Genomic DNA, 24,654 nt, shown 5'->3' on the forward strand with positions numbered 1-24,654 from the left:
GGCCGAGTGCCTTGACGATCCCTCGGGCAAGCTCCTGACGAACCGTCAGGACGGGCGGGCCACCCGAACCGCCGGACGGACGACCTGAACCGCCGGACGGGCCACCTGAACCGCCGGTCGGTCGTCCCGCCGCTGCTGGGCCGGGCGTCCTGACGAACCGTCGGGCCCGGCCTGGCGGTAGAGTCCCTCCCCGCGCCAACCTCTGCCGCGCCACCTCCGTGCACCACCGGACCGGAAGGCGAACTCTCGATGACCTCCCCTGTCTCCCCGCCGGCCGATCCCGCCGCGGACGCGTTCTCGCCCGCCGACGGCGGCCCCACGCCGGGGCCGGTCGGCCAACTCCCGCCCCAGCAGCAGATGGCCGGCTGGGCGGTCCTGCTGCTCGGCGTGCTGCTGCTGGCCGAGGCGTTCGTCTGCGTGGCCGCGCTGCTCAGCGTCTGGACGCCGCTCACCACGCTGACCGCCGAACGCGCCCCGTCCGGCGCCCCCGCGACCTGGACGATGCTCGGCCTCGGCCCCTGGAACCTGACCTCCAACACCGCGATGCTGATCGCCGTCCTGGCCGCCAGCGGTCTCGGCAGCTTCGTGCACGCCGCGACGTCCTTCGCCACCTACGCGGGCAACCGCCAGCTGCTGCCGAGCTGGCTGCCCTGGTACCTGCTGCGCACGGCGATCGGCGGCGCGCTCGCGCTGCTGGTCTACTTCCTGCTGCGCGGCGGCCTGTTCGCCAACGGCACCGACGGCACCGCCACCAACCCGTACGGCTTCGCCGGGATCGCCGGCCTGTGCGGCCTGTTCTCCAAGCAGGCCACCGACAAGCTCCGCGAGATCTTCGACACCGTCCTCACCACCCGCGACGGGGCCGGCGACGACGAGCGCGACGACAAGATCCAGCCCACAGCCCCGACTTCGCCCACCGCGCCCGCGCCCGCGCCGGCCGCACCGACCTCCCCGGCCGCACCCGTCGCGTCCGAGCCGCAGCCCGCCGAACCGGTCGTGGCCAGCATCCCGAAGCAGGCGAACCCGGCCTCCGAATCCGCTCGGACCACCGGTAGTTGACGGCCCGCCGCCACCGGACGGCCGTCGCCACCGGCCCGCGCCGACGGCGGGAGCGCGCCCGCCCGGCCGGGGGCTACTTCTCGCGGGTGCGTGCGTCCCGCAGGGGTGGGTGGTCGATCAGTTCGACGTACGTGATCCGGTCGTCCACCACGTCCAGGACGACCATGCCTTCCGCGGCGGGCAGATCGAGGCAGCCAGGGGGTGTTCGGTTTCCATGCCCAGCACGGTAGCCACCGTCCGGCCGCCGCCCCCACCGCATTTCGGCAGGTGGCGGCGCCCGGCCGGGCTCTCAGCCGGACACGGCGCGGAACCGCTTGCGCCAGGCCAGCGAGACGTACACCAGGGCGACCAGCACCGGTACTTCGATGAGCGGGCCGACCACGCCGGACAGGGCCTGGCCGGAGGTGACGCCGAAGGTGCCGATGGCGACGGCGATGGCGAGTTCGAAGTTGTTGCCGGCGGCGGTGAACGCCAGCGTCGCGGTGCGGTCGTAGGCGAGGCCGAGCGCCTTGCCGAGGGCGAAGGTGCCGAACCACATGACGGCGAAGTAGGCGAGCAGCGGGAGGGCGATCCGGGCGACGTCGAGCGGCCGGGAGGTGATGGTCCTCCCCTGGAGCGCGAACAGGATCACGATGGTGAACAGCAGCCCGTACAGCGCCCAGGGGCCGATCCTCGGCAGCAGCTTCGCCTCGTAGCGGTCGCGGCCGAGCCGCCGCTCGCCGAGGCGGCGGGTGAGGAACCCGGCGACCAGCGGGATGCCGAGGAAGACGACGACGTTGAGGGCGATCTTCCCCATGGAGATGTCGAGGTGCTGGCCGTCGCCGAGGCCGAGCCAGCCCGGGAGCAGGTCGAGGTAGAACCAGCCGAGCACGCCGAACATCACCACCTGGAAGACGCTGTTCAACGCGACCAGCACGGCGGCGGCCTCCCGGTCGCCGCACGCGAGGTCGTTCCAGATGATCACCATGGCGATGCACCGGGCGAGTCCGACGATGATCAGACCGGTCCGGTACTCGGGCAGGTCCGGCAGGAAGATCCAGGCCAGGGCGAACATCACCGCCGGGCCGACCAGCCAGTTGATCACCAGGGAGGAGACCATCAGCCGTCGGTCGCCGGTGACGGCGTCCAGCCGGTCGTAGCGGACCTTGGCGAGCACGGGGTACATCATGACCAGCAGGCCCAGCGCGATCGGCAGCGAGATCCCGCCGAGTTCGACCTTCGCCAGCGCGTCGCCGAGCCCGGGGATCAGGCGGCCCAGGCCGAGGCCGACGGCCATCGCGGCCAGGATCCACACGGCGAGGTAGCGGTCGAGGGTGGAGAGCTTGGCGACCACCGACGGTTCGGACGGTCTCGGGGCGGGCGCGAGGGGGGCGGTCACCAGCAGGACCTCTTCGTGTCGGCGTTGGCGCGGGCGGTGGCGGCGAGGTCGGCGAACTGCCCGGAAAGCGCTTCCAGTACCTCCGGCCGCAGGCGGTAGTACGTGAAACGGCCGCACGGTTCGGTGTCCACCACGCCGGCCTCCCGCAGCACCCTGAGGTGGTTGGAGAGATTCGTCTGCCGGGCGCCGGTCTCCTCCACCAGGTGCGTGGTGCACAGGGTTTCGCGGGCCAGCAGGGTCACGATCCGCAGCCTGAGCGGGTCGGACAGCACCCGCAACAGTTCAGTGTCGACTGACATCACCATGCGCTGATACTTTCATACCGGCCAAGAGCCCCATCCCCCGCCCCGAAGGACCATCCCCATGACCGCCGCCTCCGTGCTCTTCGTCTGCGTCCACAACGCGGGCCGCTCCCAGATGGCCGCCGGGTTCCTCACCCACCTCGCCGGGGACCGCGTCGAGGTCCGCTCCGCGGGTTCCTCCCCCGGCGACCGGGTCAACCCGGCCGCCGTCGCCGCGATGGCCGAGATCGGCATCGACATCTCCGACCGGCAGCCGAGGATCCTCACCCCCGAGGCCGTCCAGTCCTCCGACTACGTCATCACCATGGGCTGCGGCGATGCCTGCCCGTACTTCCCCGGCAAGCACTACCGCGACTGGCCCCTCGACGACCCGGCCGGCCAGGGCATCGAAGCCGTCCGCCCGATCCGCGACGCGATCCGCACCCGCGTCGAAGCTCTGATCGCCGAGATCGACGCCACCGCCTGACCAGCCTCCGGCCGCACTCCCCGACCCGCCGTTCGTGGGTCTGCGCCGGGTGCCGGCCGCCCAGGGCTGGGATGATCGGCGGATGGCCTCCGATCTCGCCCGTGCTCTCGCCGCCGCCGTCCGTGGCGAGGTCCGCTTCGACACCGCGGAGCGGGCCGTGTACGGGCAGGACGCGTCCAACTACCGGCAGGTGCCGCGCGGGGTGGTGAAGCCCGCCGACACGGACGATGTGCGGGCCGCGCTCGCGGTGTGCCGGGAGTTCGGGGTGCCGGTGGTGGCGCGCGGGTCGGGGACGAGTATCGGTGGGCAGGCGATCGGGCCCGGCACGGTGGTGCTGGACTTTCGGCGGCATCTCGGCAAGGTACTGGCGGTCGATCCGGAGGCCCGCACCGCCCGGGTCGAACCGGGCACGGTCCTGGACGAACTCCAGCGCGCGGCCCGGCCGTTCGGGCTGCGGTTCGGGCCGGACCCGTCCACCCACAGCCGGTGCACGCTGGGCGGAATGATCGGCAACGACGCCTGCGGCTCGCACTCGCTCGCCTGGGGCCGCACCTCCGACAACCTGCACAGCCTCGATCTGCTGCTCGCCGACGGCACCGAGCTGACCGTCACCGGCCCGCTGCCACCGGCCGAACGGGCCGCGCTGGCCGCCGCTCCGGGCCGACTCGGCCGTCTGCACCGGGAGTTGCAGGCCCTGGCCGCCGACAACCTGGCGCTGCTGCGCCGCGCCATGCCGGTGCTGCCGCGCCGCGGTTCGGGCTATCCGCTGGACGCGCTGCTCCCGGAGCGCGGCCACGACCTGGTGCGGGCCGTCACCGGCACCGAGGGGACGTGCGCCCTGCTGCTCGGCGCCACCGTCCGGCTGGTGCCCGAACCGCCGTACCGCGCCCTGGTGGTGGCGGGTTACCCGGACGAGACGGCCGCCGCCGACGCGGTGCCCGCGCTGCTGCCGCTGGAGCCGTTGACCTGCGAGGGCATGGCCGCCGACCTGGTCGCCGCGCTGCTCGCGGCCGGGCCGCGCCCGCCCGTGCTGGACCGGCTGCCCGGTGGTGCGTGCTGGCTGTTCCTGGAGACCGGCGGCGCGACGGCCGCCGAGGCCACCGACCGAGCCCATCAACTCGCCGACGCCGTACGGCGGGAGCGCACCGCGACGGTCGCGCTGGTCACCGATCCGGCCGAGCAGCGTGCACTGTGGTCGATCCGGGAAGCCGGCGCGGGAATCGTCACCCGCCTGCCGCCGGGCCCGGACGGCCGGCCCGGTGGCGCGGCGTGGCCGGGCTGGGAGGATTCGGCCGTCCCGGTCGAGCAACTCGGCTCCTACCTGCGGCAGTTGCGGTCCCTGCTGAAGCGCCGCGGCCTGCGCGGGGTGCCGTACGGGCATTTCGGCGAGGGCTGCGTGCACCTGCGTCTGGACTTCCCGGTGCGGGAACGGCCGCAGGTGATGCGGGAGTTCCTCACCGAGGCGGCGGATCTGGTGGTGGCGCACGGCGGTTCGCTGTCCGGCGAGCACGGCGACGGGCAGGCCCGGGCCGAGCTGCTGCCCCGGATGTTCCCGCCGCAGGTGATCGACCTGTTCGCCCGGTTCAAGCAGATCTGGGACCCGGACGGCCTGCTCAACCCCGGCCTGCTGGTCGCCCCGCGCCCGCTGGACGCCGATCTGCGCTTCCCCGGACGGGAGTTGCCACTCACCCTGGCGTATCCGAGGGACGGCGGCAGCCTGCTGAACGCCGTCCACCGCTGCGTCGGTGTCGGCAAGTGCGTGGACACCAACAGCGGGGTGATGTGCCCGAGTTACATGGTGACGGAGGAGGAACGGCACTCCACCCGGGGCCGGGCCCGGCTGCTCGGCGAGATGCTGCGCGGCGAACTGGTCACCGACGGCTGGCGTTCGCCGGAGGTCCGGGAGGCGCTCGATCTCTGCCTGGGCTGCAAGGGCTGCGCGAGCGACTGCCCGGTGCAGGTGGACATGGCCACCTACCGGTCCGAATTCCTGCACCACCACTACCGGTTCAGGCCGCGCCCGGCCACCCACTACTCGCTCGGGCTGCTGCCGCTGTGGCTCCGCCTCGCCCACCTCGCGCCGCGCGCCGCGAACGCCGCGCTGCGCGGCCGGTTCAGCGGCGCCCTGCTCAAGCGCCTCGGCGGCATCGACTCCCGGCGCGCGCTCCCCGCCCTCCCGGAGCGCCGCTTCTCCGCCTGGTTCCGCACCTACCGCGCCGCCCACCCCGCCGACCCGGCCGCCCCGGCGGTGCTGCTGTGGCCCGACTCGATGTCCGAACTCCTGGACCCCGCACCGGCGGTGGCGGCCGTCCAGGTGCTGGAGCGGCTCGGCTTCCGGGTGCAGCTGCCGACCGGGCCGGTGTGCTGCGGGCTCACGCTGATCGCCAGCGGCCAACTCGGCGCAGCGCGCCGGGTGATCCGGCACACCGCGCGCCAACTGCCGCCCGGCCTGCCGGTGGTGGGCCTGGAGCCGTCCTGCACGGCCACCCTGCGCGGTGATTGGCCCAAACTTCTCGACGAACCCGAACTCCCGTCCCGGGTCCGCAGTTTGGCCGAGTTCCTGGACGAGCGCGAGGTCGCTCTGCCGCAGCTGACGGGGGCGGCGATGACCCAGGTGCACTGCCATCAGCACGCCGTCCTGGGCACTGCCGCCGATCAGCGCCTCACCGCCCGGCTCGGCCTGACGAACCGTCAACTCGACGCCGGTTGCTGCGGGTTGGCTGGCGCATTCGGTTTCGAGCGCGGCCACTACGAGGTGTCGGTGGCGGCCGCCGAACGCGCCCTGCTGCCCGCCGTCCGCGCCGCCGGGCCCGGCACGCTGCTGCTCGCGGACGGCCTCAGCTGCCGCACCCAGCTCACCCAACTGGAGCCCTCCGCCCGGCCGTTGCACCTCGCCCAAGTCCTGCTCCGCGCCCTCGAGCAGTCCGGCCGGTCCTCCGAGTAGCCTCCCTCCTCACCCCTCCCGTCCGACCGCGACGAGCGCCGCGTCGTCCAGCAGCCGCCCCCCGACGTAGGCCAGCAGGTCGCGGCGGAGGCGGTCGAGGAAGTCCGGGGGTGCGGTCGGGGCCGGGGCGAGGTGAGCGGCGCGGGCGGGCAGGGGGTAGAAGACGGACTCGCGGTCGCGGGCCTCGGTGACGCCGTCGGTGTAGAGCAGCAGGGTGCTGCCGGGCGGGAAGGCGAACTCCTCGGTGCGGCGGTCGGCGGGGGCCAGGTCGCCCATGCCGAGCGGCGGGCCGCTGCGGTGCAGGGGGAGCAGCTGGGCGTGGCCGGGGGTGAGCAGCAGGGGCGGCGGGTGCCCGCAGTCCGCGAGCCGGATCACGGGGCGGTCGTCGGGCAGGTCGAGCACGAGCGCGGTGGCGAAGTTCTCCCGGACGTCCTGGCCGGCGTCGGCGACTTCGGCGAGGTGGCGCTGGTAGGAGGTCTCCAGGGCGTCGGCCAGGCGGGCCGGGTCCTCGTGCCGGTGGGCGAGCTCGCGAAACGCGCCGAGCAGCGCGGCGGCGTCGCCGACGGCGTCGAGCCCTTTGCCGCGGACGTCGCCGATCAGCAGGCGGGTGGTGTGTGCGGTGCGGACGGCCGCGTACAGGTCGCCGCCGACGTTCGCTTCGTCGTCGGCGGCGAGGTACCGGGTGGCGATCCGCAGCGGGCCGGCCTGTTCGGGCAGCGGGCGCATCAGGACGCGTTGGACGGCGTCGGAGACGGTGCGGACCCGGGTGAGTTCGCGGCCGTGGCGTTCGCGGACCCGGCAGAATGCGACGACGGCGGCGGTGACCAGGGCGAGCGCGCCGATCTGGGCCTGGTGGTTGGCGGTGAACAGGCCGCCGTGCAGGACGGCGATGAGGGTCTGGGCGATCAGTGCGAGGACGCCGATCAGGGCGGTCAGGCGGGTACCGGCGAAGGAGGCGGTGATGGCGGGGGCGGCCACCAGCAGCGGGCCGAGGTGGATGTTCGGGGAGATCGAGATGTCGATGGCGGTGATCAGCACGATCAGGCTGAGCGGCAGCAGCACCAGCAGGTGTTCGGTACGCCACTCGCTCCGCAGTTCCGCCATGCTCCGCCGCACTCCCACCCCACCACCATGCCTCGCCCCGGGATTGCCCACGACCGGTGGACCCTCCGCGTCCGGGGTATGGCGCCGCGTCACCGGCGGCCCCTACGATCACGCCATGACGACCCCGCCGAAGGCTGCCGCACCGGCCGGCGCCGCGCCCGCGAAGAGCCCCCTGGAGCCCGCCGAGGGCGACCTGATCCTCGCCGAGCGTTTCGCGCCGTGGGTGCGGGCCCTGGGGCTCTCGGTGCTGGAGACCGGTGCGCGGCACGCGGTGCTGCGGCTGCCGTGGTCCGACCAGCTGGCCCGGGACGGCGGCGGGCTGTCGGGGCAGGCGATGATGGCGGCGGCCGACACGGCGACGGTCGTCGCGGTCTCCTCCGCGCTGGGCGGGTTCGCGCCAATGACCACCGTCCAGCAGTCGATCACCTTCCAGCGCGCGGCGCGCGACACCGATCTGCTGGTGACGGCGCGGCTGACCAAGCTGGGCCGCCGGATCGCGTTCGCCGAGATCACCCTCGCCACGCCGGAAGCCCCGGACGACCCGGTCGCGCACGCCACCACGGTCTACGCGTTCCCGGGCTGAGCCGTCGCGTTGCCGGGCTGAGCCGTCTCGTTCCTGGGCCGAGCCGTCTCGTTGCCGGGCTGAGCCCTCGCGTTCCCCTTGCGCCCGGGCGTTCCGCGAGTCGGTCGATCACGTACCTGCACACCCCTGTTCCCGAGGGTGTACCGAGCAGTAGCCTCCTCTGATCCGTCTGATCGCGATCATTCGCCCTGGAGGCTCCATGCGCCCAATCCCCCGCCGCCGCACGCTCGTTGCGGCCGCGCTCGCCGCTCTGACGCTCACCAGCGCGGCGGCCGTTCCCGCTTCGGCGGCGCCGGGCGGGCAGCACGCCAAGGCGTACTACCTGGCGATCGGCGACTCGCTGGCGGCCGGCTACCAGTCCACGCCGACCGGCGGCCACGTCGTGGGCCGCGGCTACGCCCAGGACCTGGCGCGGACGCTGGGCGAGCGGGCGGCGGACGACCGCCGCCCGTTCGAGTTCACCGACCTGGGCTGCCCGGGCGAGACCACCGGCACCATGGCGAACGGCGGCTGCCCGTACCCGCACTCCTTCGGCGGCTCCCAACTGGAGGCCGCGGTCGCCTACTTGAAGGCGCACTGGAAGGACGAGGTGCTGGTGACGATCGACATCGGCGCCAACGACGTGCAGCGCTGCGCGGCCGGCGGCTCGCTCGACCTGCCGTGCGCGATGAACGGCATCGAGCAGGTCCGCACCGGGCTGGACCGGATCCTCGGCGAGCTCCAGCAGGCGGCCGGCCCGCACACCCGGATCGTCGGCATGAACCTGTACGACCCGTTCCTGGCGGCCTGGATGACGGGCGACAAGGGCAAGCAGCTGGCCACCGCCTCGGTGCTGCTCGCGAACGCCCTCAACTCGGTGATCGAGACGGTGGACGAGCGCCACCGCGTCCCGACCGCCGACGTGGCGGGGGCGTTCTCCACCACCTCGTTCGCGCCGCTGGTGCCGCTGGGCGGCCAGCAGGTGCCGCTGAACGTGGCCCGGGTCATGCAGTGGACCAACATGGCGCGCGGCGACATTCACGCCAACGACGCGGGCTACCAGGTGATCGCGGACGCGTTCCTCGCCAAATTGCCCAAGCAGTACCTGCACTGACGCACCATCACCCCGTCGCGCGTGGCGCGGCGGGGTGGCTCCGCGGCGTTGAGGGCCTCAGCGGGCGCGCGGCCTCAGCGGGCGGTAGGGCCTCAGCGGGCGGTGGGGGCCTCAGCGGGCGGTGACGGCGGTCACGAACTCCGCCACGCGCTCCTGCGGCAGGTGCCGGGCGATATCGGCTTCGCTGATCATGCCGACGAGTTGGTGGTCGGGGTGGTTGATCACCGGCAGCCGGCGCACCCGGTGATCCTCCATCACCTCCAGCACCAGGTCCGCGTCCTCGTCCTCCTCGATCACCATCGGACGGCCGAGGGCGAGTTCGAGGCACTTCACGGTGCCGGGGTCGCGTCCGTCGGCGACGCACCTGAGCACGATGTCCCGGTCGGTGACGATGCCCAGCAGCTTCTTGTTCTCGTCGCAGATCGGCAGCGCGCCGACGCCGCGTTCGCGCATGATCCGGGCGGCGTCGCCGAGGGTCTGCTCGCCGGTGACGCACTCCGCTCCCGGGTGCATGATCTCTTTCGCGGTGGTCATGGCCGGACCTCCCGAGCTGGTTGTGTCCACTGGCCGTCTTCCATGCTGGCCCCGCCACCGGACCGCCCGCCACCGCTGGCCGTCCTGCCCGCACCCGTGCCGCCCGTCCGGCCGGTCACGCCGCGTGCCGCGGGGCGACGTCCAACGGGTGCTCCGGGAGCCCGACTTCGACGGCCGCCGCGACCTGCGGCAGCTCCAGCTGCTCGACGTCCGGCTCCGGCTCCGTCCCCTCGATCTCGTTCTCCGCGAGCTGCGCCGCGACCTCGGTGGCCTCGACGGCCTGTGCGGAGTTGCGTTCGGTGGCGCTCTCCAGGAAGCGCAGCAGCTCCACCGGGAACGGCAGCACGAGTGTGGAGTTCTTCTCCGCGGCGACCTCCACCACGGTCTGCAGCAGCCGCAGTTGCAGCGCGGCCGGGGTCGCGGCCATCACCTTCGCGGCCTCCGACAGACGCGCGGACGCCTGGTACTCGCCGTCGGCGGTGATGATCCGGGCCCGCCGCTCCCGGTCCGCCTCGGCCTGCCGGGCCATCGAGCGCTTCATCGACTCGGGCAGCGCCACGTCCTTGATCTCCACCCGGTCGATCTGGATGCCCCAGCCCAGCGCGGGGCTGTCCAGCATCAGCTCCAGGCCCTGATTGATCGGCTCGCGGTTGGCCAGCAGGTCGTCCAATTCGCTCTTGCCGATGATCGACCGCAGCGAGGTCTGCGCGACCTGCGACATCGCGAAGGAGTAGTCCTGCACGTTGACGATCGCCTTCACCGGATCGACCACCTTGAAGTACACCACCGCGTCCACCCGGACGGTCACGTTGTCCCGGGTGATGCCCTCCTGCGCGGGCACCGGCATGGTGATGATCTGCACGTTCACCCGGCGCAGCCGGTCGGCGATCGGCATGATCCGCACCAGCCCCGGGGGCCGCACCTCGTCCAGCACCCGCCCGAACCGGAACACCACCCCGAGCTGGTACTGCTGCACCATGCGCACGCTCAGCCCGGCCAACACGGCCAGCAGCACCAGCAGCGCAATCACCACGTCAACCGCGATCATCGCCGTCACCTCGACCCGTACGGCACGCACACTTGTACCTCCACGCTACTCCGGACCCGCCCCACGGGCCCGGCTGCTGGAGACCCGGCCGGAAAACGCTTTCCCGTTGGGTCTCCGTCCGGCCGTCCCACCGGCCGGCCGGTGCGCGGGCCTACGATCGGGGCCATGGAACCGCCCTCCGAACCGCCCTCCGAACTGCCCTCCGAACTGGTCGAACGTGTCCACGGGCTGGCCGAGATGGACGAGTTGGTGATCGGCTGCCGGGCCTGCCCGCGGCTGGTCGAGTGGCGGGAGGAGGCGGCCCGGGTGAAGCGCCGCGCGTTCCAGGACCAGGACTACTGGGCGCGGCCGATCCCGGGCTTCGGACCGACCGACGCCCGCCTGGTTCTGGTCGGACTCGCCCCCGCCGCGCACGGCGGGAACCGAACGGGCCGGATCTTCACCGGCGACCCGTCCGGCGACCTGCTGTACGCCTCCCTGCACCGGCTCGGCCTGGCCTCCCAGCCGCACTCCACCTGGCGCAACGACGGCCTCGAACTGTTCGGCGTCCGCATCACCGACCCGGTCCGCTGCGCCCCGCCGGAGAACAAGCCCACCAACGAGGAACGCGACACCTGCCGCCCCTGGATCGTCCGCGAGTTCCAGTACCTCCGCCCCACCGTCCGCGCCGTGGTCGCCCTCGGCGGCTTCGCCTGGCAGGCGGTCCTCCCCGCCCTCGCCGCCGCCGGCTGGCAAATCCCCCGCCCCCGCCCGGCCTTCACCCACGGCGCCCACGCCGTCCTCCCCGCCACCGACGGCGGCCCGCCCCTCAACCTCTACGGCTGCTTCCACGTCAGCCCCCGCAACACCTACACCGGCCGACTCACCCCCACCATGGTCGACGCCCTCCTCCACACCGCGGCCACCACCGCCGGCCTGAACCCGACTGCCCCGCCGCCTTCCTGACGACCGTCACCCGCCTGCCCGTTCGAAGGTCGCCCCGGGCGGGGCGATCCCGTGCAGTCCGGTCAGAGGTGCGGAATCCGGTCGGGGACGAGTCCGGCCTGGCGGAGCAGTCCGTAGAGGTCGGCCGCGCATCGACCGGGTGGGCGACGAAACCACCCGTACCCCGCCCAGGTCGGCCCCGACGCGAGCGGTTTGCGGCACTCCTCACGGTCGTCATCCCCTCACCGGGCAGGCCGAGTTGACCCCTGGGGAACTGCGCTTGCCCAACGCCTCCGTCCCGACTCACCGCCGCCCACCGGGCCGAGCCGCGCCGGGCTCCGTCCCCGCCGACAACCCACCGCACCTGACGGCCGATCAGCAGCCGGCAGCCTGCGCGCCACCCCGCTCGCCCGCCCGCTGCCCGCCGCCATCAGGTAGTCCACACCTCTCTGCCCTGGCGCTGCGTGACCTGGCCGATACGTCGCCGCGAGTGGCGGCTGATCACCAGCCGTCCGACCGCGCGACATCCCGCTCACCAACCCCGCCGGCCCACCCGGACCAAGCCACCCTCACCCTGCACAACCCGCCACCGGACACCACCACCCGGTCCCAACTCACCGCCCCTGACGGCTGATCAACGCTCGGCCGAGCCCGCGCGCCGTCCGGTCGATCGCCGCGCGCCCGGCGTCGGGCCGGGTCGCGAATGCCAGGCACAGCCAGGGCGTGGCAGCAGCGAGGACGGCCAGTGGCCAGCCCAGCCACGGTGACGGCAGGGCGAGCCCGACGTATCCGGCGGTGGCGGCGCCGAGCAACAGCAGTGCGAGGGCGGGCAGGTGGACGCCGGGGCGGTAGCGGCGCCAGGCGTGCACCCTTGCCCGCTGGGCGATCAGCACGATCGGGGCAACGACCAGCGCGACCGCCCCGAGCAGCAGGATCCAGATCAGCCCGAGCCCGTCCACCGCCACCTCACGTTCGGCACGGACGCCCAACTCCGGTGCAGTGGGCGCAAATTGGACGGCCACCTGCTCACCCGCGTACGGCGTGCCACGCGTCTCCACCTGGGTGGTGACGGTACGCGGGCCGGCCTCGTACGGCACTTCCAGATCGATGGTGGTGCGGAACACCTGGTGGCGGTTCACCCGCCCCAGCGCCTTCGGCTCGGAGCGCACCGCGACGATCGACACCTTCCGCTCCACCTCGCCCGCCTGCGCGATCCGCCGCAGCTGCCGCCCGTCGGCCCCGTCCGGCCCGTTGGCCTGGGCGAGCGCCGCGACGGAGGTGAGCACCATGCCGACACCGAGCAGTCCGGCCAGCAGCCAGGACGGGCGCCGCGACCCGGTCTCCTTGCGCGGTTCGGCCCGCCGCCGGTCGAGCACGGCGGCCACCAGCCAGGCGAGCGCACACAGCACCGCGACGAGGGTGGGCAGCACCCGCTCCGCCGTCCCGGCCCGCTGCCCGGACGGCAGCAGCGCCACTGCCGCCCCGTGCCCGGCCGCGAACACGCCGCTCAGCACCGCCGCCCACCCGGCCACCCGGGTCCCTCCGCGCGCCATCGTTCCTCCCCCGCCCACGTGTTGCTGCGCACTGAACCACGGCCGGACACCGTGATCAAGTTCCCGCGATCGCTCCCGCTTCACCGCTTGATCGGTGAGGGGCCAGCGCCCGGAAGGCGACGGACGGATCGCCGGAGGAAGCACGGTGCAGCTGCCATCCGCCCCGCCCGACACCCCCCGTCACCGAATCCGCTTCGGCCGACGCCCCGCCCTCTCCCACACCCCCGGCAACAACTCCCGCGCGAACACCGCCTCCCCCACCTGCCGACCGAACAACACCCCGTACCCGAAACCCCCGTCCGACAGCCCCCGCACCGCCGCGCGAGCGACGATCGCGTCCTGGTGGCGGCCCAGGACGTCCTGCAGCGCTTTCATCCGGCGGGTGAAGCTGCGGGCCGGGCGGCCGACGGTCTCACCGGCGTAGCGGGCGCGCTTCGCGGCCTTGCGTGCGTCGTGCAGGGCACGTTCGCGGGCCGGGCCCTCGGGGGTGTCTTCGGCGGTGGCGAGGCGTTCGGCGGTGCGGCGGTGTTCGCGGCGCAGGATGCGGGTGAGTTCCGGTCCGGCGGGCCGCGTCGCGCGGGCGTTGAGCGGGGGGTTGTCGGCGAGTTCGGTGAGGGCGGTGAGCAGGTCGCGGAAGCGTTGACTGTCGAGCGCGGCAAGGGTCGCGGCGCGGCCTTCGCGGGCCTCCCGGCTGCTCCAGGTGGTGAGTTCGGCGATGACGCGGTCGCGGTCGCCACCGTCGGGGAGTTCGCGGGCCTGGGCGAGGAGGCGCTCGCCGAGCACCTCGGCGTCGCGGGCCTGGCCGAGGTCGCGACCGAGTCGGCGCAGTTCGTTCTCCAGACCGGTGTGGTCGCCGGCCAGGTGGCGGCGGTGGGTGCGCAGGGCGCTGCGCAGGCGACGGGCGGCGACGCGCATCTGGTGGACGGCATCGGGCCGGTCGGCACGGACGTCGGGTTCCAGGGCGACGATTTTCGCGGTCTGTTCACGCAGGCGTGCGGTGAGAACGTCCCCCGCGCTGCCGTCGAGGTGTGCCACGTTCGCCACGTCCTTCCGTGCCTGCCAAGGGTAGGCCGGTGGTGGCGGGTTCGCGCGGGGCGCCGCGCCGCGCCGACGCGGCCACTCGGGGCGACGGCTCGGGGCGACGGACGTCAAGTCCCTTGCGGGCGGCCCACCGGCTCAGTCTTGAACGCCTCGGTGCCCGGCCAGTGAGTCGAGGTGGCTGCGCAGGACGGCGCAGAGTTCGTCCGGGCCGACCAGGAGGGGGTGTTGGACGGCCTGGAGGGTGAGGCCGTCGAGGAGGGCGGAGAGGCGGCGGGTTTCCACGCCGAGGTCGAGGCCGGGGGCGAGCGCGCCGGCGCGGCGGGTCTCGACCAGGACGCGGTGGATGAGTTCGTCCAGGCCCGCCTGCATCGTGGCGAGGCGGCCCCGGAGTTCGGGGCGGGTGCGGGCGGCGGTGACGAAGGACAGCCAGACGGCGGACTCGTTGCGACGTTCGGCGTCCAACGGGAGTGTCTCGGCGAGGAGTTGAAGGGTGAGTTCGCGCCGGTCGCCGGTCGCGGCAGGGTCGAGCAGGGCGGCCGCGCGGGTCCAGATCCGGGCTTCTATGCGGCGGGCCAGCTCCCCCATCGCGAAGATCATCAGCTCCGAGCTGCCGGCGAAGTAGTGCCGCACCGAGCCGATCGCCAGTCCGGCCTCGTCGGCGACGTTCCGCAGCGAGGCATGCTCAAGGCCTTCTCTGGCCGCGACGCGCAGTACGGCGTCTGCGACGGCCTGGCGACGCTCCTCGGGGTCCACGATCTTCGGCACGTTGCCGTTATAGCACGGGCGAGCTAAATTGCGTTTTGGCACAGTCGAGCTAAAAAGATTCCGGGGGAACAGAACGATGCACGGATGGCTGAGCGCCGCCCTGATCACGGCAGTGGTCGTCGTGGTGGTGGTCCGGCGACTGCGCGGCGAACCGCTCAACGCACGGGACCTGTTCGGACCGCCGGTGGTCCTCACGGCACTCGGCGCGTGGTCGCTCTGGCAGCGCCACGAACTGCACCACGGCCTGCACCACGGCCTGGGCCCCGCCGACTGGGCCTGGATCGCGGCGGGCATCGTGCTCGGTCTCGCGACGGGCGCGCTGCGCGGTGCGACCGTCCGGGTCGAAGCGCGCCAGGGCGTGCTCTGGCAGCGCTACACCGGCTGGACGTTACGTTCCTGGTCGCCGCCGGCTCGCTGGGGGTGATGGCCGCGTTCTCGCTCCTCGCCGAGCACGCCGGGCTGCCCGCCGACGCCCGCCCGGTCCAACTGTCCATCGGCGTCGGCTTCCTGGGCGAGGCCCTGGCCGTCGGCCTGCGCGGCCTCACCTCCGGCATCCCGTTCGCACCGGAACACCGCAGCCCGTCCGCACTCCTCGGCCTCGACCGCGCCGATCGCACCGACCGCCTCCACCGATCCGACCGCACCGACCGCGCCGACCACGCCGACCACCTCCACCGATCCGACCACGCAGACCGCGCAGACCGCGTCCACCGGCCCGACCGCGCCAACCACTCCCCCTGGGACCGGCGATGACAGCCATGACACCCCGCCAACTCGACGCACGGCCAACCACCCTGCGAGTCCACGTTCGCCCTCGCCTCGCCGCGCCCGCCGCCCGCCCGGCCCGCCGTGGCGGCGAGCCGCAGCTCACGGCCCGCCGTGGCGGCGAGCCGCAGCTCACGGCCCGCCACCCGCCTGGGCTGCCTACCGTGGAGAGATGCCGCAACCGTCGCAGCCCCCGACCTAATCCGCCGCCGTCGCGCCGGGCGCCCTGCCGCTGCTCGGGCACGGGCACCGGCTGCTGCGCGGGTCGGCGGGGTATCTGTCCTCGCTGCATCTGCACGGCGACCTGGTGGCGGTGCGGCTCGGCCCGATGACCGTTCAAGTCCCGTGTCATCCTGACCTGTTGAACCAGATGCTGGCCGACCACCGGCTGTTCGACAAAGGGCGGGGCGTTCTACGACCGGGCGCGGGACGTGGCGGGCAACGGCCTGGTCACCTACCCGTACCGCAACCACCCGCACCAGCGCCGGCTGGTCCAGTCCGCCTTCCGCCGCCCGCAGTTGGCCAGGTATGCGCGCGCCATGCAGGCCGAGATCGAGTTCGCCACGGCGGGCGGCAACCGGGCAAGGTGATCGACGCCTTCCCCACGTTCCACGGGATCGCGCTGCGCACCCTGGGCCGGACGCTCTGCGCGACGGCGATCGACGCGGAGCTGGCGCGCAGCGTGGAGCAGGCGTTCGACACCGTGCTGAACGGGGTGTTCCGGCAGATGTTCCTACCCACGCAGGTAGGCAAGCTGCCGCTGCCGGGCAACCTGCGTTACCGCTGGGCGCTGGCCCATCTGCACGACGCCACCCGGCAGTTGATCGCCACCTACCGCTCGCCCCTCCCCCAGCCCGACCCCACCGCGCCGCCCGACACCACCGCACCGCCCCACACCCTCGGCGAGAACCCGACCTGCTGACCGCACTTCTCGCCGCCCACGACGACGGGGCGCGGCTCACCGACACCGAGGTGCACGACCAGGTGATCACCCTGCTCGCGGCCGGCACCGAGACCGTCGCGGCCACCCTCACCTGGGCGTTGTGGCGGCTGTCCCAGCACCCGGCGGCGGCCGAGCAGGTACGGGCGGAACTGGCGGAGGTGCTGCCGGACCGCCGCGCCCCGGGGTGGGCGGACCTGCCGCACCTGGGCTCCGTGGACAGGGTGGTGTCGGAGACGCTGCGCCTGCACCCGCCAGGCTGGCTGTTCACCCGGGTGACCACCGCACCCACCGAACTGGCGGGCCGCACCCTCCCGGTGGGGACCACGCTGGTGTTCTCCCCGGCGGCGGTGTCCCGGCACCCGGCCGCGTACCTGGCACCGGCCCAGTTCGACCCCGACCGCTGGCGGCCCGAGCGGGTCACCCGGGCGGCCAGGCGGGCGTTCCTGCCGTTCGGGACGGGCGCCCGCAAGTGCGTGGGCGACCTGTTCGCCCGCACCGAGTGCGTCCTCGTCCTGGCCACCCTGCTCTCCCGTCGGCGCCTCGTCCCGGAGCCGGACGCCGACCTGCGGCCCGTCCCGCTGGCCACCGTGCTGCGCCCGCGCCGCCTGCACCTGCGGATCGCCGCGCACTGAGGGCCACCGGCACGACCGTCAACTCACCCCCGCACGACTCCCGTTACCGCCGAATCCGCACTGTCCCCACCGCCAAGTCGATCCCGGTGCGCGGCGGCGCGCCGTCGTGCTCGTCGTCGCGCAGTACCAGCTCGATCCGCCGCTGCTCCAGCTGCACCCGCTTCCCCACGTACAGCAGCGCGTGCAACTCCTCCCCCGCCTGTGCCCCGACCCCGCGCCCGGCCTCCGCCGGGCCGGTCCACCGCACCGCCGCGCGTCGCGCCGCCGAGGCCGCGAACCCCAGCAGTACCAGCGCCGCGGGGAACACCAGGCTGCCCATCACCGCCACCAATGCCACCATGCCGGGCTCAACGCCCCACCGCGCCACGGAAGTTCCTTCGGCGCGCGGCAACGGTGGAGACCGTCGCCGCGCGCCGGAGCGGGCGCCGGAGCGGGCGCCGAAGCTGGCGCCTGAGCGGGCGCCGGCGGCCTCAGTGCAGGAGCTCCAGTGTGTTGTCGGCGTCGTTGACGAAGTAGACGGCGTCGCAGTCGAGGTCCAGGGCGAGGCCGAAGAGCGCGCCCGCGCCGGGCGGGGTGCCCTCGTCGTTGATCTGCTTGGTCGCGACCTGCTCCCCGCCGGGGGTGGTCTCGACGATGTTGCCGTCCTGGCCGTTGACGGTCAGCAGGTCACCCTTGGGTGTGACGGCCATGCCCAGCGGGCCGTTGAGGTTCCCGCCGGAGCTGATGACCCGCCCGATGCCGGCGCTGTTGTCGCGGGTGAGCGCGCGCGGGATGGCGGTGATCCGGCTCAGCACCGTGTCGGCGACGTAGAGCGTGCCGTCGTGTCCGAGGCCGACGCCGGTCGGGCCGACCACCAGCGCGGCGGGGTCCGTCCGTTCGGGGAAGCCGGAGCCGATCACGGTGGTGTTCTCCCGCTGCGGCGGCTGGTCGCCGTTCATGCTCAGGGTGATCCGCAGCACGGTGCCCGCGTCGATCTCCGCGCCGCCCGCGGCGACGGTGCCGTTGAGCACGTTGGTGACGAACAGTTCGCTGTGCCGGCCGTGGCTGACGGCGGTCATGTCCCAGGGGCCGTTGATGCCGCCGCCGACGATCGTCTCGCGGACGGTGCCGTGCCGGTCGAGCACCAGCAGGCAGCCGGCCTGGGCGGTGTCGGCCGTGCCGTCGGCGGTGGGCAGGCTGCCGACCACGACCCAGCCGCCGGGCAGCACGGTGAGCGCGGTGGTGAGGCCGACGCCGCCGGGGCAGGGGCCGGGCAGATGGCTCGGGTCGATGGTGGCGAAGGTGGTGACGGCGCCGTTCGGAGCGACCTGCACCAGGGTGGTGCCGGTGCCCTGCAGGTTGGCCGAGTTGTTGAAGTTGCTGACCAGGACGCTGCCGCGGTGCAGGTCCCCGACGCTCTCCTTGATCGTGAACGTGCCGTACGGGTTCTGGTCGCCGTTCGCCGGCACGGTGGACGCGACGAGGGTGACGGTGTTCAGCCGGTCCAGGAACGGCCGCGGGCCGGTCCCGTGGGTCGAGGGCACAGCGGCGGTCAGGCCGACGGTCAGCGCGGCGGTCGCCAGCGCGCTCAAACATGCCCGAAGTCTCATGTACTGCCTCCTGAGGAGCGGGCCGGACCTGCGCAACCGGCGGTCCCGACCCGTGAACGTGCGATGAACTGCCCCCCGGCAGGCCACGCTAGGCACCCCGCTCGGCGCGCCGCTTGCCGGTTCCGCCAATTGACCCCGGGCCGACACGGGCCGCTCACGACGGGCGGTCGGCCAGTTCCAGGGCGCGGTGGGCGAGCCACAGGTCGTGGACGGCGCTCGGCGGGCGCAGCAGTGTGCAGTTGAGCAGGGTTTCGATCCGGCCGAGGCGTTTGCGGACGGCCGACGGTGAGAGGCCCGTCTCCTGTGCGGTGGGGCCGATCCGGGCGTCGTGCCGGAGCCAGCGTTTGAGGGTGTCCGCCAGCGCGGTCGGGGCGTCGGGGGCGTGCAGCGGGTGGAGTCTGCTCAGGGCCCATTCGATCACCTGGGGCCGGCCCAGGATCGCGTCAAGTCCGGTGCCGCCAAAGTCACTTGACTGGCCGTCAGTGCCTATCCGCAGGGCCAGGGCCAGGGTGGCCCGGTCGGCGAGGCGGTGCGGGTCGAGGCCGAGGCGGTGGTGGAGGTGGGCGAGGCGGGCGGCGAGGGTGTTGCGGTGGATGCCGAGGCGGGCGGCGGCGTCGGTGGGGTGGTGCAGCCAGGCGGCGGCGGTGGCGAGCAGGGCGGGGCCGTCGGGGTCCTGGGGGCGGGCGGGTCGGTGGGTGTGCAGGGGGGCGAGGGTGGCGGCGGCCCAGGCGGCGCCGTCCGGGCCGAGGACGGGTGCGAGGTCGCCGGGTCGGGCGTGGGCGGCGCGGCGTTCGGGGTGTCGGCGGGCGGCGGTGAGGGCCTGGCGGGCCTGGTGGTGGGCGAGGGCGGTGTCGCGCACCGGGACGGGGTCGCTGATGCCGACGTGGCAGGTGTCGGCGACGGCGGGGTGGTGCAGCCAGGCGGCGAGCGGGCGGGTGCCGGCGGCGGGTTCCAGGACGAGGGTGCGGTGGGCGCCTCCGGGTTCGCGGCCGACCCAGGCGGCGCCTTCGGCGGCCCAGTCGGCGGCGTCCCGGCGGGCGGCGGGTCCTTCGACGGCGTACATCCGTACGGTGTCGGGCAGTTCGCGGCGCAGGGTGCGGGCGAGCCGCCGGGCGACGGCGACCTGGCCGTCCATCAGCAGGTGCAGGACGGCTTCGCGGGTGCCGGTGGCGGCGAGTTGCGCCCGGTGGGCCTGTCGGCGGCCGCGTTCGGCGTCCCAGGTGAGGCTGAGGACGGTGGCGGCGTCGGCGAGCAGCACGGGCAGGTCGGGCGGGGCGGGTCGGGGTGCGACGGCGGCGAGGACGGGCGGCCGGGTGCCGGGCGGGCCGGGCAGGGTGACGACCAGGCAGGTCAGGGTGGCCTGTCCGAGGGCGGCGGAGCCGGTGCCGCGGGTGACGGCTTCGCGGACGGCGCTGCGGGCCAGGGCGCGTTCGGCGGTGCCGACGGGTGCGGGCGGCGGGCTGGCGTCGGTGCCGGTGGGGTGCAGCAGCAGGACGCCGACCCGGGCGCGGGCGGCGAGTCGGCGCAGGACGGCGGGGGTGCCGCCGCGGCGGCCGGCGGCCTGGAGGTCGAGGACGTCGTCGGCGCGGCGCAGGCGCTGGGCGGTCCGACTTCCCGGCGGGGGCGTCTCGCGCATGCCGCTTCCCCCGAGTGACATCCGAAGTCGATTCGCCCCCAGGCTATCCGCGCCCCGCGCGGAAGATCAACACGCTCGGTGTGCAGTTCGACACCGTCCGGCCGGGCTCGCTGGGCACCGTCACACCCGGCCGGCCGCGGCGTCGGCCTAGGTTGACGGGGCACCGCACCCGGGGCACGCACCGGGGCACCGCGCCCGGGGCACGCACCGGGGCGCCGCGCCCGGACGTCACACCCGGGGCACCGCACCAGCAGCACCGATCTGGAGGATCCATGACCCGCAGGACCGGCCTCGGCCGTCTGCTCACCGCCGCCGGCGCCGTCACCGCGCTGACCGTGACGCTCTCGCTGACCTCGGCGGGCTCCGCCTCGGCCGCCAGCGACTTCCAGGGGAACCTGAAGAGCAACGCCACCAACAAGTGCCTGGCGCTGGACGGCGGAGGCGACGGCAACGGCCTCCCGGCGTTCGAATGGGACTGCAACGGCAACAACGACCAGCAGTGGACGTTCGAGAACACGGGCGGCGGCGCCTGCGAGATCGTGAACCGCTGGGGCCTGTGCCTGGAGGCGCCGGGCTGGACCACCCAGCCGGGCGCGCAGCTCGGCCAGTGGGAGTGCCACGGCGGGGCGAACCAGACTTTCTACATCGACAACTACATGATCGACAGCTCGAACATGCGCTTCAAGAACAAGAACTCGGGCCTGTGCGTCAGTGTGCAGGGCGGCAACTCCGCGAACCGCACCCCGATCATTCAGTGGTACTGCAACGACGCGGCCGACCAGCGCTGGCACGTCTGACCGCGACGGCGGTGAGCCACCCGAGGGCGGCGGTGAAGATCCACGGCTGGTCCAGCGGCGAGAGGCTGTAGGCGACCAGCACGACGATCGGCGGCAGCGCGCGGCGGGTGGCACGGCGCACCAGTAGCGGGACGACGAGCAGCGCGGCGCCCGCCAGGCCCGTCCACCAGCCGTGCACCGCGGCCTCGAAGACCGCGAAGGCGGCCGAGCACAGCGCCAGGGCCGCCCACCCGAGCCGGCTCACCGGGCCGGGCCCGGCCTGCCGCCGGTCCGTCAACTCCCCCACGGCCACTGCTCCTTCCGCCGCTCCACCCATCCGAAGCTAAGGCTATTAGCGTTAGCCGTCAACCCTCCCGACCCCCCGTCACGCATAGTCGTTGTACACCGTAGAAGGATTCCTCTACGGTGTACAAGGAACGCCCGGCCACCACCGGGTGCCTTCGTCCGCGTCCGCTTGGGGGAGCCCTCTTGTCACAAACGTCCGTCCCTGCGACCACCCCGCACCCGCGCCGCTGGGTGATCCTGGCGGTGGTGTGTCTCGCCACCCTGGTGGTCCTGCTCGACAACACCGTGCTGAACGTCGCGATCCCGTCGCTGACCGAGGAGTTGGGCGCGGGCACGGCCGATATCCAGTGGATGATCAACGCCTACTCGCTGGTGCAGTCCGGCCTGCTGCTGACGGCCGGCAGCCTCGCCGACCGGTACGGGCGCAAGCGCGCCCTGCTGGCCGGGCTGGCGCTGTTCGGTCTCGGCTCCGCCACGGCCGCCTTCGCCCAGTCCACCGGCCAGCTGATCGCCGCCCGGGCCGGCATGGGCATCGGCGGCGCCCTGCTGATGACCACCACGCTCGCCGTGGTGATGCAGGTCTTCCAGGGCGAGGAGGTGCCCAAGGCGATCGGCGTCTGGGGCGCCGTCAGCTCGCTGGGCTTCGCGGGCGGCCCGCTGCTCGGCGGCGTGCTGCTGGCGCACTTCTGGTGGGGCTCGATCTTCCTGATCAACCTTCCGGTGGCGCTGATCGGCCTGTTCGCGGTGGCCCGCCTGCTGCCGGAGAGCCGCGACCCGGCCGGGCGCCGGCCCGACATTCCGGGCGCGGTGCTGTCCACCATCGGCATGGTCGGCGTGGTGTTCGCGATCATCTCCGGCCCGGTGGACGGCTGGGGCTCGGCCAAGGTGCTGCTGTCCGCGGCGGTCGGCGTGGCCGCCCTGTCCGGCTTCGTGGCCTGGGAGTTCCACACTCCGACGCCGATGCTGGACATGGGCTTCTTCCGCAACCGCCAGTTCAACGGCGCGGCCGCGGGCGGCGTGCTGGTCGCCTTCGGCATGGCGGGCTCGCTGTTCCTGCTCACCCAGTACCTGCAACTGGTGCTCGGCTACCGCCCGTTGGAGGCCGGCCTGCGGATGACCCCGCTGGCGCTGGTGATCGTGGTGCTCAACCTGACGGGTGTCGGCGCCCGGCTGCTGCCGAAGCTCGGCTTCGCGGGGGCGGTCGCCCTCGGCATGGCGCTGCTGTCCGGCGGCCTCGCGCTGATCGCCGTGACGGGCTCGGCGCACGGGTACACCGGCCTGCTCGCGGGCCTGCTGCTGATGGGCGCGGGCATCGCGGTCGCCAACCCGGCGATGGCCTCGGCCCTGATGGGCGCGATCCCGCCGGAGCGGGCGGGCGCGGGAGCGGGCGTCCAGGGCACCGCGACCGAGTTCGGCGGCGGCCTCGGCGTGGCCGTGCTGGGCGCGGTGCTCGGCTCGCGCTTCGCGGCGGGCCTGCCCGCCCAGGTGCCCGACTCGGCCGCGAAGTCGCTGCCGGACGCACTGGCCGCCGCGCCCGACGACGGCGTCCGCGCCGCGGTGCGGACGGCGTTCTCCGACGGACTGACCTCCAGCCAGCTGATCGGCGCGGCCGCGATCCTGCTCGGCGGCCTGATCTCGGCGGCGCTGCTGCGCCGCGCGCAGCTGTCGACCGCGCCCGCCCCGGCGCCGGAGCCCTCACCTGCGGCTTAGCAGCACCGAGCACCCGGGTCCGCGCACCGCGCGCGGGCCCGAACGCGTACGGTGGGGGCCGTCAAGCCCGGCCCCCCGAACGCGAAGGAGCAGCGTGGCCGTCAAGCGCGCCTCACAGGTCAAGAAGAGCGTCTGGCTCACCCCGCAGCCTGCCCGGGGCCGCCGGGGCACCCGCGCGGCGGGGGCGGCCGCGGGCGGCGCGGGCGGCCTGGACCGCGAGGTGATCGTGGCGGCGGCGGTGCGGCTGCTGGACGAGCAGGGCGAGGCGAAGTTCTCGATGCGCGCGCTGGCGGCCCGGCTCGACGTCACGCCGATGTCGCTGTACTGGTACGTCGCCGACAAGGACGACCTGCTGGAGCTGGCGCTGGACGTGGTGGCGGGCGAGATGGAGCTGCCCCGGCCCGGCGACGGGCTCGGCTGGCAGGACGGCCTGCGGGCGCTGGCGGCCACCTGGCGGGCGACGATGCTGGCGCACCCGTGGGCGGTGCGGATCTACAACGACTACCTGAACATCGGGCCGAACTCGGTCCGCTACTCCGCCTGCGCCGTGGAGGTGGCGCGAAACTCGCCGCTGCCGGAGTCCGACGCGGTGGCCGCCCTGTCGGCGATCTTCCAGTACACGTACGGCTTCACTGCCATCGAGGTCAACTGGCAGGAGAAGGCGGCCGCGGTCGGCACCACCACCGACGGGCTGATCGAGGAGATCACCGAGGCGGTGCGGGGGGTTCCGGAGATCGCCGAGTCGGGCGCGCTGCTGGAGCGGCCGGAGGAACCCGAAAAGCTGCTGCGCGAACGGGATTTCCACCGCGCCCTGGACTGGATGCTGGCCGGCATGGCGGCCGGGGCCGCGGGGCCCGCTACGTGAACTCCTGCTGGCAGCGCTCCAACCAGTCCAGCTCGGCCTTGAGTTGCAGCACCGCGCCCTCGATCAGCAGCCGGGAGGCGCCGTGTTCGCGGGACCGGTCGGCGCTGGCGTTCAGGCCGCGCAGGGTGGCCAGGCAGTGCGAGCGCTGAAGGTCGATCAGGGTGCGCCGGTCGGCGAGCCGGGTCTGCGGGGCGAGCACGAGTTTCAGGAAGAACTCCTCGCGGACCTTGGCGCCCTCGGACGGCCGGGCGAACCAGTCGGCGAGCTCGCGCCGCCCGGCCTCGGTCAGCGCGAAGACCCGCTTGGCGGGGCGGCCGTCCTGGGCGACGTCCTGCCCCTCGATCAGGCCGGACTTCTCCAGCCGGCCCAGGGTGATGTACACCTGCCCGTCATTGGTGCGCGGCCAGGCCGGGCCGAAGGTGTTCTCCAGGGCGCGGCGGAGCTGGTAGCCGTGCGCGGGGCCCATGGCGAGCAGTGCGAGCAGGGGTAGCCGCACGCGGATGCCTCCTTGAACTTCGGGGGGGGTGCGCCGGGCGGTCGTACCGTGTTCGGCCGCGCGCCGGGCGGCGCTCCTGGGCGTGCCCTACCCCCGAGCGCGCCCGGTTATTCGTCCGGAACCCGACCCGAAACCCGCCAAG

At 73.8% G+C, this 24,654-nt stretch carries 27 protein-coding genes; 14 read left to right on the forward strand and 13 right to left on the reverse strand.

Features of this window, described 5'->3' with window-relative positions:
- Window positions 1-249 precede the first annotated feature (249 nt).
- On the forward strand, window positions 250-1,059 hold the full coding sequence (locus tag ACZ6R9_RS18165; protein ID WP_380483111.1) for a hypothetical protein: 810 nt from the start codon (window positions 250-252) through the stop codon (window positions 1,057-1,059).
- A 289-nt stretch (window positions 1,060-1,348) separates the two neighbouring features.
- On the opposite strand, the gene arsB is transcribed toward ACZ6R9_RS18165, so the two are convergent.
- Window positions 1,349-2,437 carry an ACR3 family arsenite efflux transporter gene (gene arsB, locus ACZ6R9_RS18170; RefSeq protein ID WP_380483109.1) on the reverse strand — a complete coding sequence of 363 codons (1,089 nt, stop codon included), beginning with the start codon at window positions 2,435-2,437 and terminating at the stop codon, window positions 1,349-1,351.
- Window positions 2,434-2,742 carry an ArsR/SmtB family transcription factor gene (locus ACZ6R9_RS18175; RefSeq protein WP_380483107.1) on the reverse strand — a complete coding sequence of 103 codons (309 nt, stop codon included), beginning with the start codon at window positions 2,740-2,742 and terminating at the stop codon, window positions 2,434-2,436. Before ACZ6R9_RS18175 ends, arsB begins: the two co-directional genes overlap by 4 nt.
- A 58-nt stretch (window positions 2,743-2,800) precedes the next feature.
- Between ACZ6R9_RS18175 and ACZ6R9_RS18180 the strand changes: the two genes are divergently transcribed.
- Together ACZ6R9_RS18180 and ACZ6R9_RS18185 are read left to right on the forward strand one after the other, a co-directional pair.
- The gene (locus ACZ6R9_RS18180; RefSeq protein ID WP_380483105.1) at window positions 2,801-3,205 is read left to right on the forward strand and encodes an arsenate reductase ArsC; all 405 of its coding nucleotides are present in this window, start codon (window positions 2,801-2,803) and stop codon (window positions 3,203-3,205) included.
- 82 nt (window positions 3,206-3,287) lie between these two features.
- On the forward strand, window positions 3,288-6,149 hold the full coding sequence (locus ACZ6R9_RS18185) for an FAD-binding and (Fe-S)-binding domain-containing protein (RefSeq protein ID WP_465538868.1): 2,862 nt from the start codon (window positions 3,288-3,290) through the stop codon (window positions 6,147-6,149).
- Between the two features lie 9 nt (window positions 6,150-6,158).
- Here ACZ6R9_RS18185 and ACZ6R9_RS18190 read toward each other — a convergent pair whose 3' ends face one another.
- Window positions 6,159-7,253 (reverse strand): PP2C family protein-serine/threonine phosphatase, encoded by a 1,095-nt coding sequence (locus ACZ6R9_RS18190; protein ID WP_465538869.1) that lies wholly within the window; start codon window positions 7,251-7,253, stop codon window positions 6,159-6,161.
- A 115-nt stretch (window positions 7,254-7,368) separates the two neighbouring features.
- Here ACZ6R9_RS18190 and ACZ6R9_RS18195 point away from each other — a divergent pair, with 115 nt between their 5' ends.
- Both ACZ6R9_RS18195 and ACZ6R9_RS18200 read left to right on the forward strand, forming a co-directional pair.
- Window positions 7,369-7,836, forward strand: coding sequence for a PaaI family thioesterase (locus ACZ6R9_RS18195; RefSeq protein WP_465538870.1), 468 nt, complete (start codon window positions 7,369-7,371; stop codon window positions 7,834-7,836).
- Between the two features lie 199 nt (window positions 7,837-8,035).
- Window positions 8,036-8,929: an SGNH/GDSL hydrolase family protein gene (locus ACZ6R9_RS18200; RefSeq protein ID WP_465538871.1), complete on the forward strand. Its 894-nt coding sequence runs from the start codon at window positions 8,036-8,038 to the stop codon at window positions 8,927-8,929.
- A gap of 111 nt (window positions 8,930-9,040) precedes the next feature.
- On the opposite strand, the gene ACZ6R9_RS18205 is transcribed toward ACZ6R9_RS18200, so the two are convergent.
- Window positions 9,041-9,463, reverse strand: coding sequence for a CBS domain-containing protein (locus tag ACZ6R9_RS18205; protein WP_380483096.1), 423 nt, complete (start codon window positions 9,461-9,463; stop codon window positions 9,041-9,043).
- A gap of 115 nt (window positions 9,464-9,578) precedes the next feature.
- Window positions 9,579-10,511, reverse strand: a complete 933-nt coding sequence (locus ACZ6R9_RS18210; protein WP_380483149.1) for a slipin family protein — start codon at window positions 10,509-10,511, stop codon at window positions 9,579-9,581.
- A gap of 165 nt (window positions 10,512-10,676) precedes the next feature.
- Here ACZ6R9_RS18210 and ACZ6R9_RS18215 point away from each other — a divergent pair, with 165 nt between their 5' ends.
- Window positions 10,677-11,456, forward strand: a complete 780-nt coding sequence (locus ACZ6R9_RS18215) for a uracil-DNA glycosylase (protein WP_465538872.1) — start codon at window positions 10,677-10,679, stop codon at window positions 11,454-11,456.
- Between the two features lie 593 nt (window positions 11,457-12,049).
- On the opposite strand, the gene ACZ6R9_RS18220 is transcribed toward ACZ6R9_RS18215, so the two are convergent.
- The 3 genes from ACZ6R9_RS18220 to ACZ6R9_RS18230 form a co-directional block, all read right to left on the reverse strand.
- Window positions 12,050-12,988, reverse strand: coding sequence for a hypothetical protein (locus ACZ6R9_RS18220; RefSeq protein WP_465538873.1), 939 nt, complete (start codon window positions 12,986-12,988; stop codon window positions 12,050-12,052).
- Between the two features lie 180 nt (window positions 12,989-13,168).
- Window positions 13,169-14,023 (reverse strand): CHAD domain-containing protein, encoded by an 855-nt coding sequence (locus tag ACZ6R9_RS18225; RefSeq protein WP_465538874.1) that lies wholly within the window; start codon window positions 14,021-14,023, stop codon window positions 13,169-13,171.
- Window positions 14,024-14,164: 141 nt separating this feature from the next.
- Window positions 14,165-14,794, reverse strand: coding sequence for a TetR/AcrR family transcriptional regulator (locus ACZ6R9_RS18230; RefSeq protein WP_465538875.1), 630 nt, complete (start codon window positions 14,792-14,794; stop codon window positions 14,165-14,167).
- A gap of 76 nt (window positions 14,795-14,870) precedes the next feature.
- Here ACZ6R9_RS18230 and ACZ6R9_RS18235 point away from each other — a divergent pair, with 76 nt between their 5' ends.
- From ACZ6R9_RS18235 to ACZ6R9_RS18255, 5 genes are all read left to right on the forward strand, one after another.
- Window positions 14,871-15,218 (forward strand): hypothetical protein, encoded by a 348-nt coding sequence (locus tag ACZ6R9_RS18235; protein ID WP_465538876.1) that lies wholly within the window; start codon window positions 14,871-14,873, stop codon window positions 15,216-15,218.
- Complete coding sequence (locus ACZ6R9_RS18240) at window positions 15,218-15,547, forward strand: hypothetical protein (protein WP_465538877.1); 330 nt, start codon at window positions 15,218-15,220, stop codon at window positions 15,545-15,547. Before ACZ6R9_RS18235 ends, ACZ6R9_RS18240 begins: the two co-directional genes overlap by 1 nt.
- Before the next feature lie 443 nt (window positions 15,548-15,990).
- A complete protein-coding gene (locus ACZ6R9_RS18245; protein ID WP_465538878.1) occupies window positions 15,991-16,149 on the forward strand; it encodes a hypothetical protein in 159 nt (52 codons plus the stop codon).
- Window positions 16,146-16,481: a hypothetical protein gene (locus ACZ6R9_RS18250; protein WP_465539394.1), complete on the forward strand. Its 336-nt coding sequence runs from the start codon at window positions 16,146-16,148 to the stop codon at window positions 16,479-16,481. The genes ACZ6R9_RS18245 and ACZ6R9_RS18250 overlap by 4 nt, the downstream gene beginning before the upstream one ends.
- Entirely contained in the window at window positions 16,478-17,134 is a 657-nt protein-coding gene (locus ACZ6R9_RS18255) for a cytochrome P450 (RefSeq protein WP_465539371.1), read from the forward strand. Before ACZ6R9_RS18250 ends, ACZ6R9_RS18255 begins: the two co-directional genes overlap by 4 nt.
- 43 nt (window positions 17,135-17,177) lie before the next feature.
- Here the strand turns inward: ACZ6R9_RS18255 and ACZ6R9_RS18260 are convergent, their stop codons facing one another.
- The 3 genes from ACZ6R9_RS18260 to ACZ6R9_RS18270 all read right to left on the reverse strand — a co-directional run bounded on the left by ACZ6R9_RS18260 (window position 17,178) and on the right by ACZ6R9_RS18270 (window position 20,359).
- Window positions 17,178-17,501 (reverse strand): DUF6191 domain-containing protein, encoded by a 324-nt coding sequence (locus ACZ6R9_RS18260; protein ID WP_465538879.1) that lies wholly within the window; start codon window positions 17,499-17,501, stop codon window positions 17,178-17,180.
- Between the two features lie 103 nt (window positions 17,502-17,604).
- Complete coding sequence (locus ACZ6R9_RS18265) at window positions 17,605-18,723, reverse strand: NHL repeat-containing protein (RefSeq protein WP_380483080.1); 1,119 nt, start codon at window positions 18,721-18,723, stop codon at window positions 17,605-17,607.
- A gap of 154 nt (window positions 18,724-18,877) precedes the next feature.
- The gene (locus ACZ6R9_RS18270) at window positions 18,878-20,359 is read right to left on the reverse strand and encodes a helix-turn-helix domain-containing protein (protein WP_465538880.1); all 1,482 of its coding nucleotides are present in this window, start codon (window positions 20,357-20,359) and stop codon (window positions 18,878-18,880) included.
- Window positions 20,360-20,631: 272 nt separating this feature from the next.
- Between ACZ6R9_RS18270 and ACZ6R9_RS18275 the strand changes: the two genes are divergently transcribed.
- Complete coding sequence (locus ACZ6R9_RS18275; protein WP_380483076.1) at window positions 20,632-21,156, forward strand: RICIN domain-containing protein; 525 nt, start codon at window positions 20,632-20,634, stop codon at window positions 21,154-21,156.
- Here the strand turns inward: ACZ6R9_RS18275 and ACZ6R9_RS18280 are convergent.
- Complete coding sequence (locus tag ACZ6R9_RS18280; protein ID WP_380483075.1) at window positions 21,107-21,442, reverse strand: hypothetical protein; 336 nt, start codon at window positions 21,440-21,442, stop codon at window positions 21,107-21,109. The genes ACZ6R9_RS18275 and ACZ6R9_RS18280 overlap by 50 nt on opposite strands.
- A gap of 182 nt (window positions 21,443-21,624) precedes the next feature.
- Between ACZ6R9_RS18280 and ACZ6R9_RS18285 the strand changes: the two genes are divergently transcribed.
- Window positions 21,625-23,151 (forward strand): MFS transporter, encoded by a 1,527-nt coding sequence (locus ACZ6R9_RS18285; RefSeq protein ID WP_380483073.1) that lies wholly within the window; start codon window positions 21,625-21,627, stop codon window positions 23,149-23,151.
- Between the two features lie 94 nt (window positions 23,152-23,245).
- Entirely contained in the window at window positions 23,246-24,016 is a 771-nt protein-coding gene (locus ACZ6R9_RS18290; protein WP_465538881.1) for a TetR/AcrR family transcriptional regulator, read from the forward strand.
- On the opposite strand, the gene ACZ6R9_RS18295 is transcribed toward ACZ6R9_RS18290, so the two are convergent.
- Window positions 24,009-24,512, reverse strand: a complete 504-nt coding sequence (locus tag ACZ6R9_RS18295; protein WP_380483069.1) for a helix-turn-helix transcriptional regulator — start codon at window positions 24,510-24,512, stop codon at window positions 24,009-24,011. The two genes, ACZ6R9_RS18290 and ACZ6R9_RS18295, sit on opposite strands and share 8 nt — an antisense overlap.
- Window positions 24,513-24,654: the final 142 nt, after the last annotated feature.

Source organism: Kitasatospora sp. NPDC048662 (assembly GCF_055587065.1).

Bases quoted from the DNA above. Each gene is read 5' to 3' on its own strand.
- ACZ6R9_RS18165 (WP_380483111.1), top strand. From the start codon at position 250: ATGACCTCCCCTGTCTCCCCGCCGGCCGATCCCGCCGCGGACGCGTTC.
- ACZ6R9_RS18175 (WP_380483107.1), bottom strand. From the start codon at position 2,742: ATGGTGATGTCAGTCGACACTGAACTGTTGCGGGTGCTGTCCGACCCG.
- ACZ6R9_RS18180 (WP_380483105.1), top strand. From the start codon at position 2,801: ATGACCGCCGCCTCCGTGCTCTTCGTCTGCGTCCACAACGCGGGCCGC.
- ACZ6R9_RS18185 (WP_465538868.1), top strand. From the start codon at position 3,288: ATGGCCTCCGATCTCGCCCGTGCTCTCGCCGCCGCCGTCCGTGGCGAG.
- ACZ6R9_RS18190 (WP_465538869.1), bottom strand. From the start codon at position 7,253: ATGGCGGAACTGCGGAGCGAGTGGCGTACCGAACACCTGCTGGTGCTG.
- ACZ6R9_RS18195 (WP_465538870.1), top strand. From the start codon at position 7,369: ATGACGACCCCGCCGAAGGCTGCCGCACCGGCCGGCGCCGCGCCCGCG.
- ACZ6R9_RS18200 (WP_465538871.1), top strand. From the start codon at position 8,036: ATGCGCCCAATCCCCCGCCGCCGCACGCTCGTTGCGGCCGCGCTCGCC.
- ACZ6R9_RS18205 (WP_380483096.1), bottom strand. From the start codon at position 9,463: ATGACCACCGCGAAAGAGATCATGCACCCGGGAGCGGAGTGCGTCACC.
- ACZ6R9_RS18210 (WP_380483149.1), bottom strand. From the start codon at position 10,511: ATGATCGCGGTTGACGTGGTGATTGCGCTGCTGGTGCTGCTGGCCGTG.
- ACZ6R9_RS18215 (WP_465538872.1), top strand. From the start codon at position 10,677: ATGGAACCGCCCTCCGAACCGCCCTCCGAACTGCCCTCCGAACTGGTC.
- ACZ6R9_RS18220 (WP_465538873.1), bottom strand. From the start codon at position 12,988: ATGGCGCGCGGAGGGACCCGGGTGGCCGGGTGGGCGGCGGTGCTGAGC.
- ACZ6R9_RS18235 (WP_465538876.1), top strand. From the start codon at position 14,871: ATGCACGGATGGCTGAGCGCCGCCCTGATCACGGCAGTGGTCGTCGTG.
- ACZ6R9_RS18240 (WP_465538877.1), top strand. From the start codon at position 15,218: ATGGCCGCGTTCTCGCTCCTCGCCGAGCACGCCGGGCTGCCCGCCGAC.
- ACZ6R9_RS18265 (WP_380483080.1), bottom strand. From the start codon at position 18,723: ATGAGACTTCGGGCATGTTTGAGCGCGCTGGCGACCGCCGCGCTGACC.
- ACZ6R9_RS18270 (WP_465538880.1), bottom strand. From the start codon at position 20,359: ATGCGCGAGACGCCCCCGCCGGGAAGTCGGACCGCCCAGCGCCTGCGC.
- ACZ6R9_RS18275 (WP_380483076.1), top strand. From the start codon at position 20,632: ATGACCCGCAGGACCGGCCTCGGCCGTCTGCTCACCGCCGCCGGCGCC.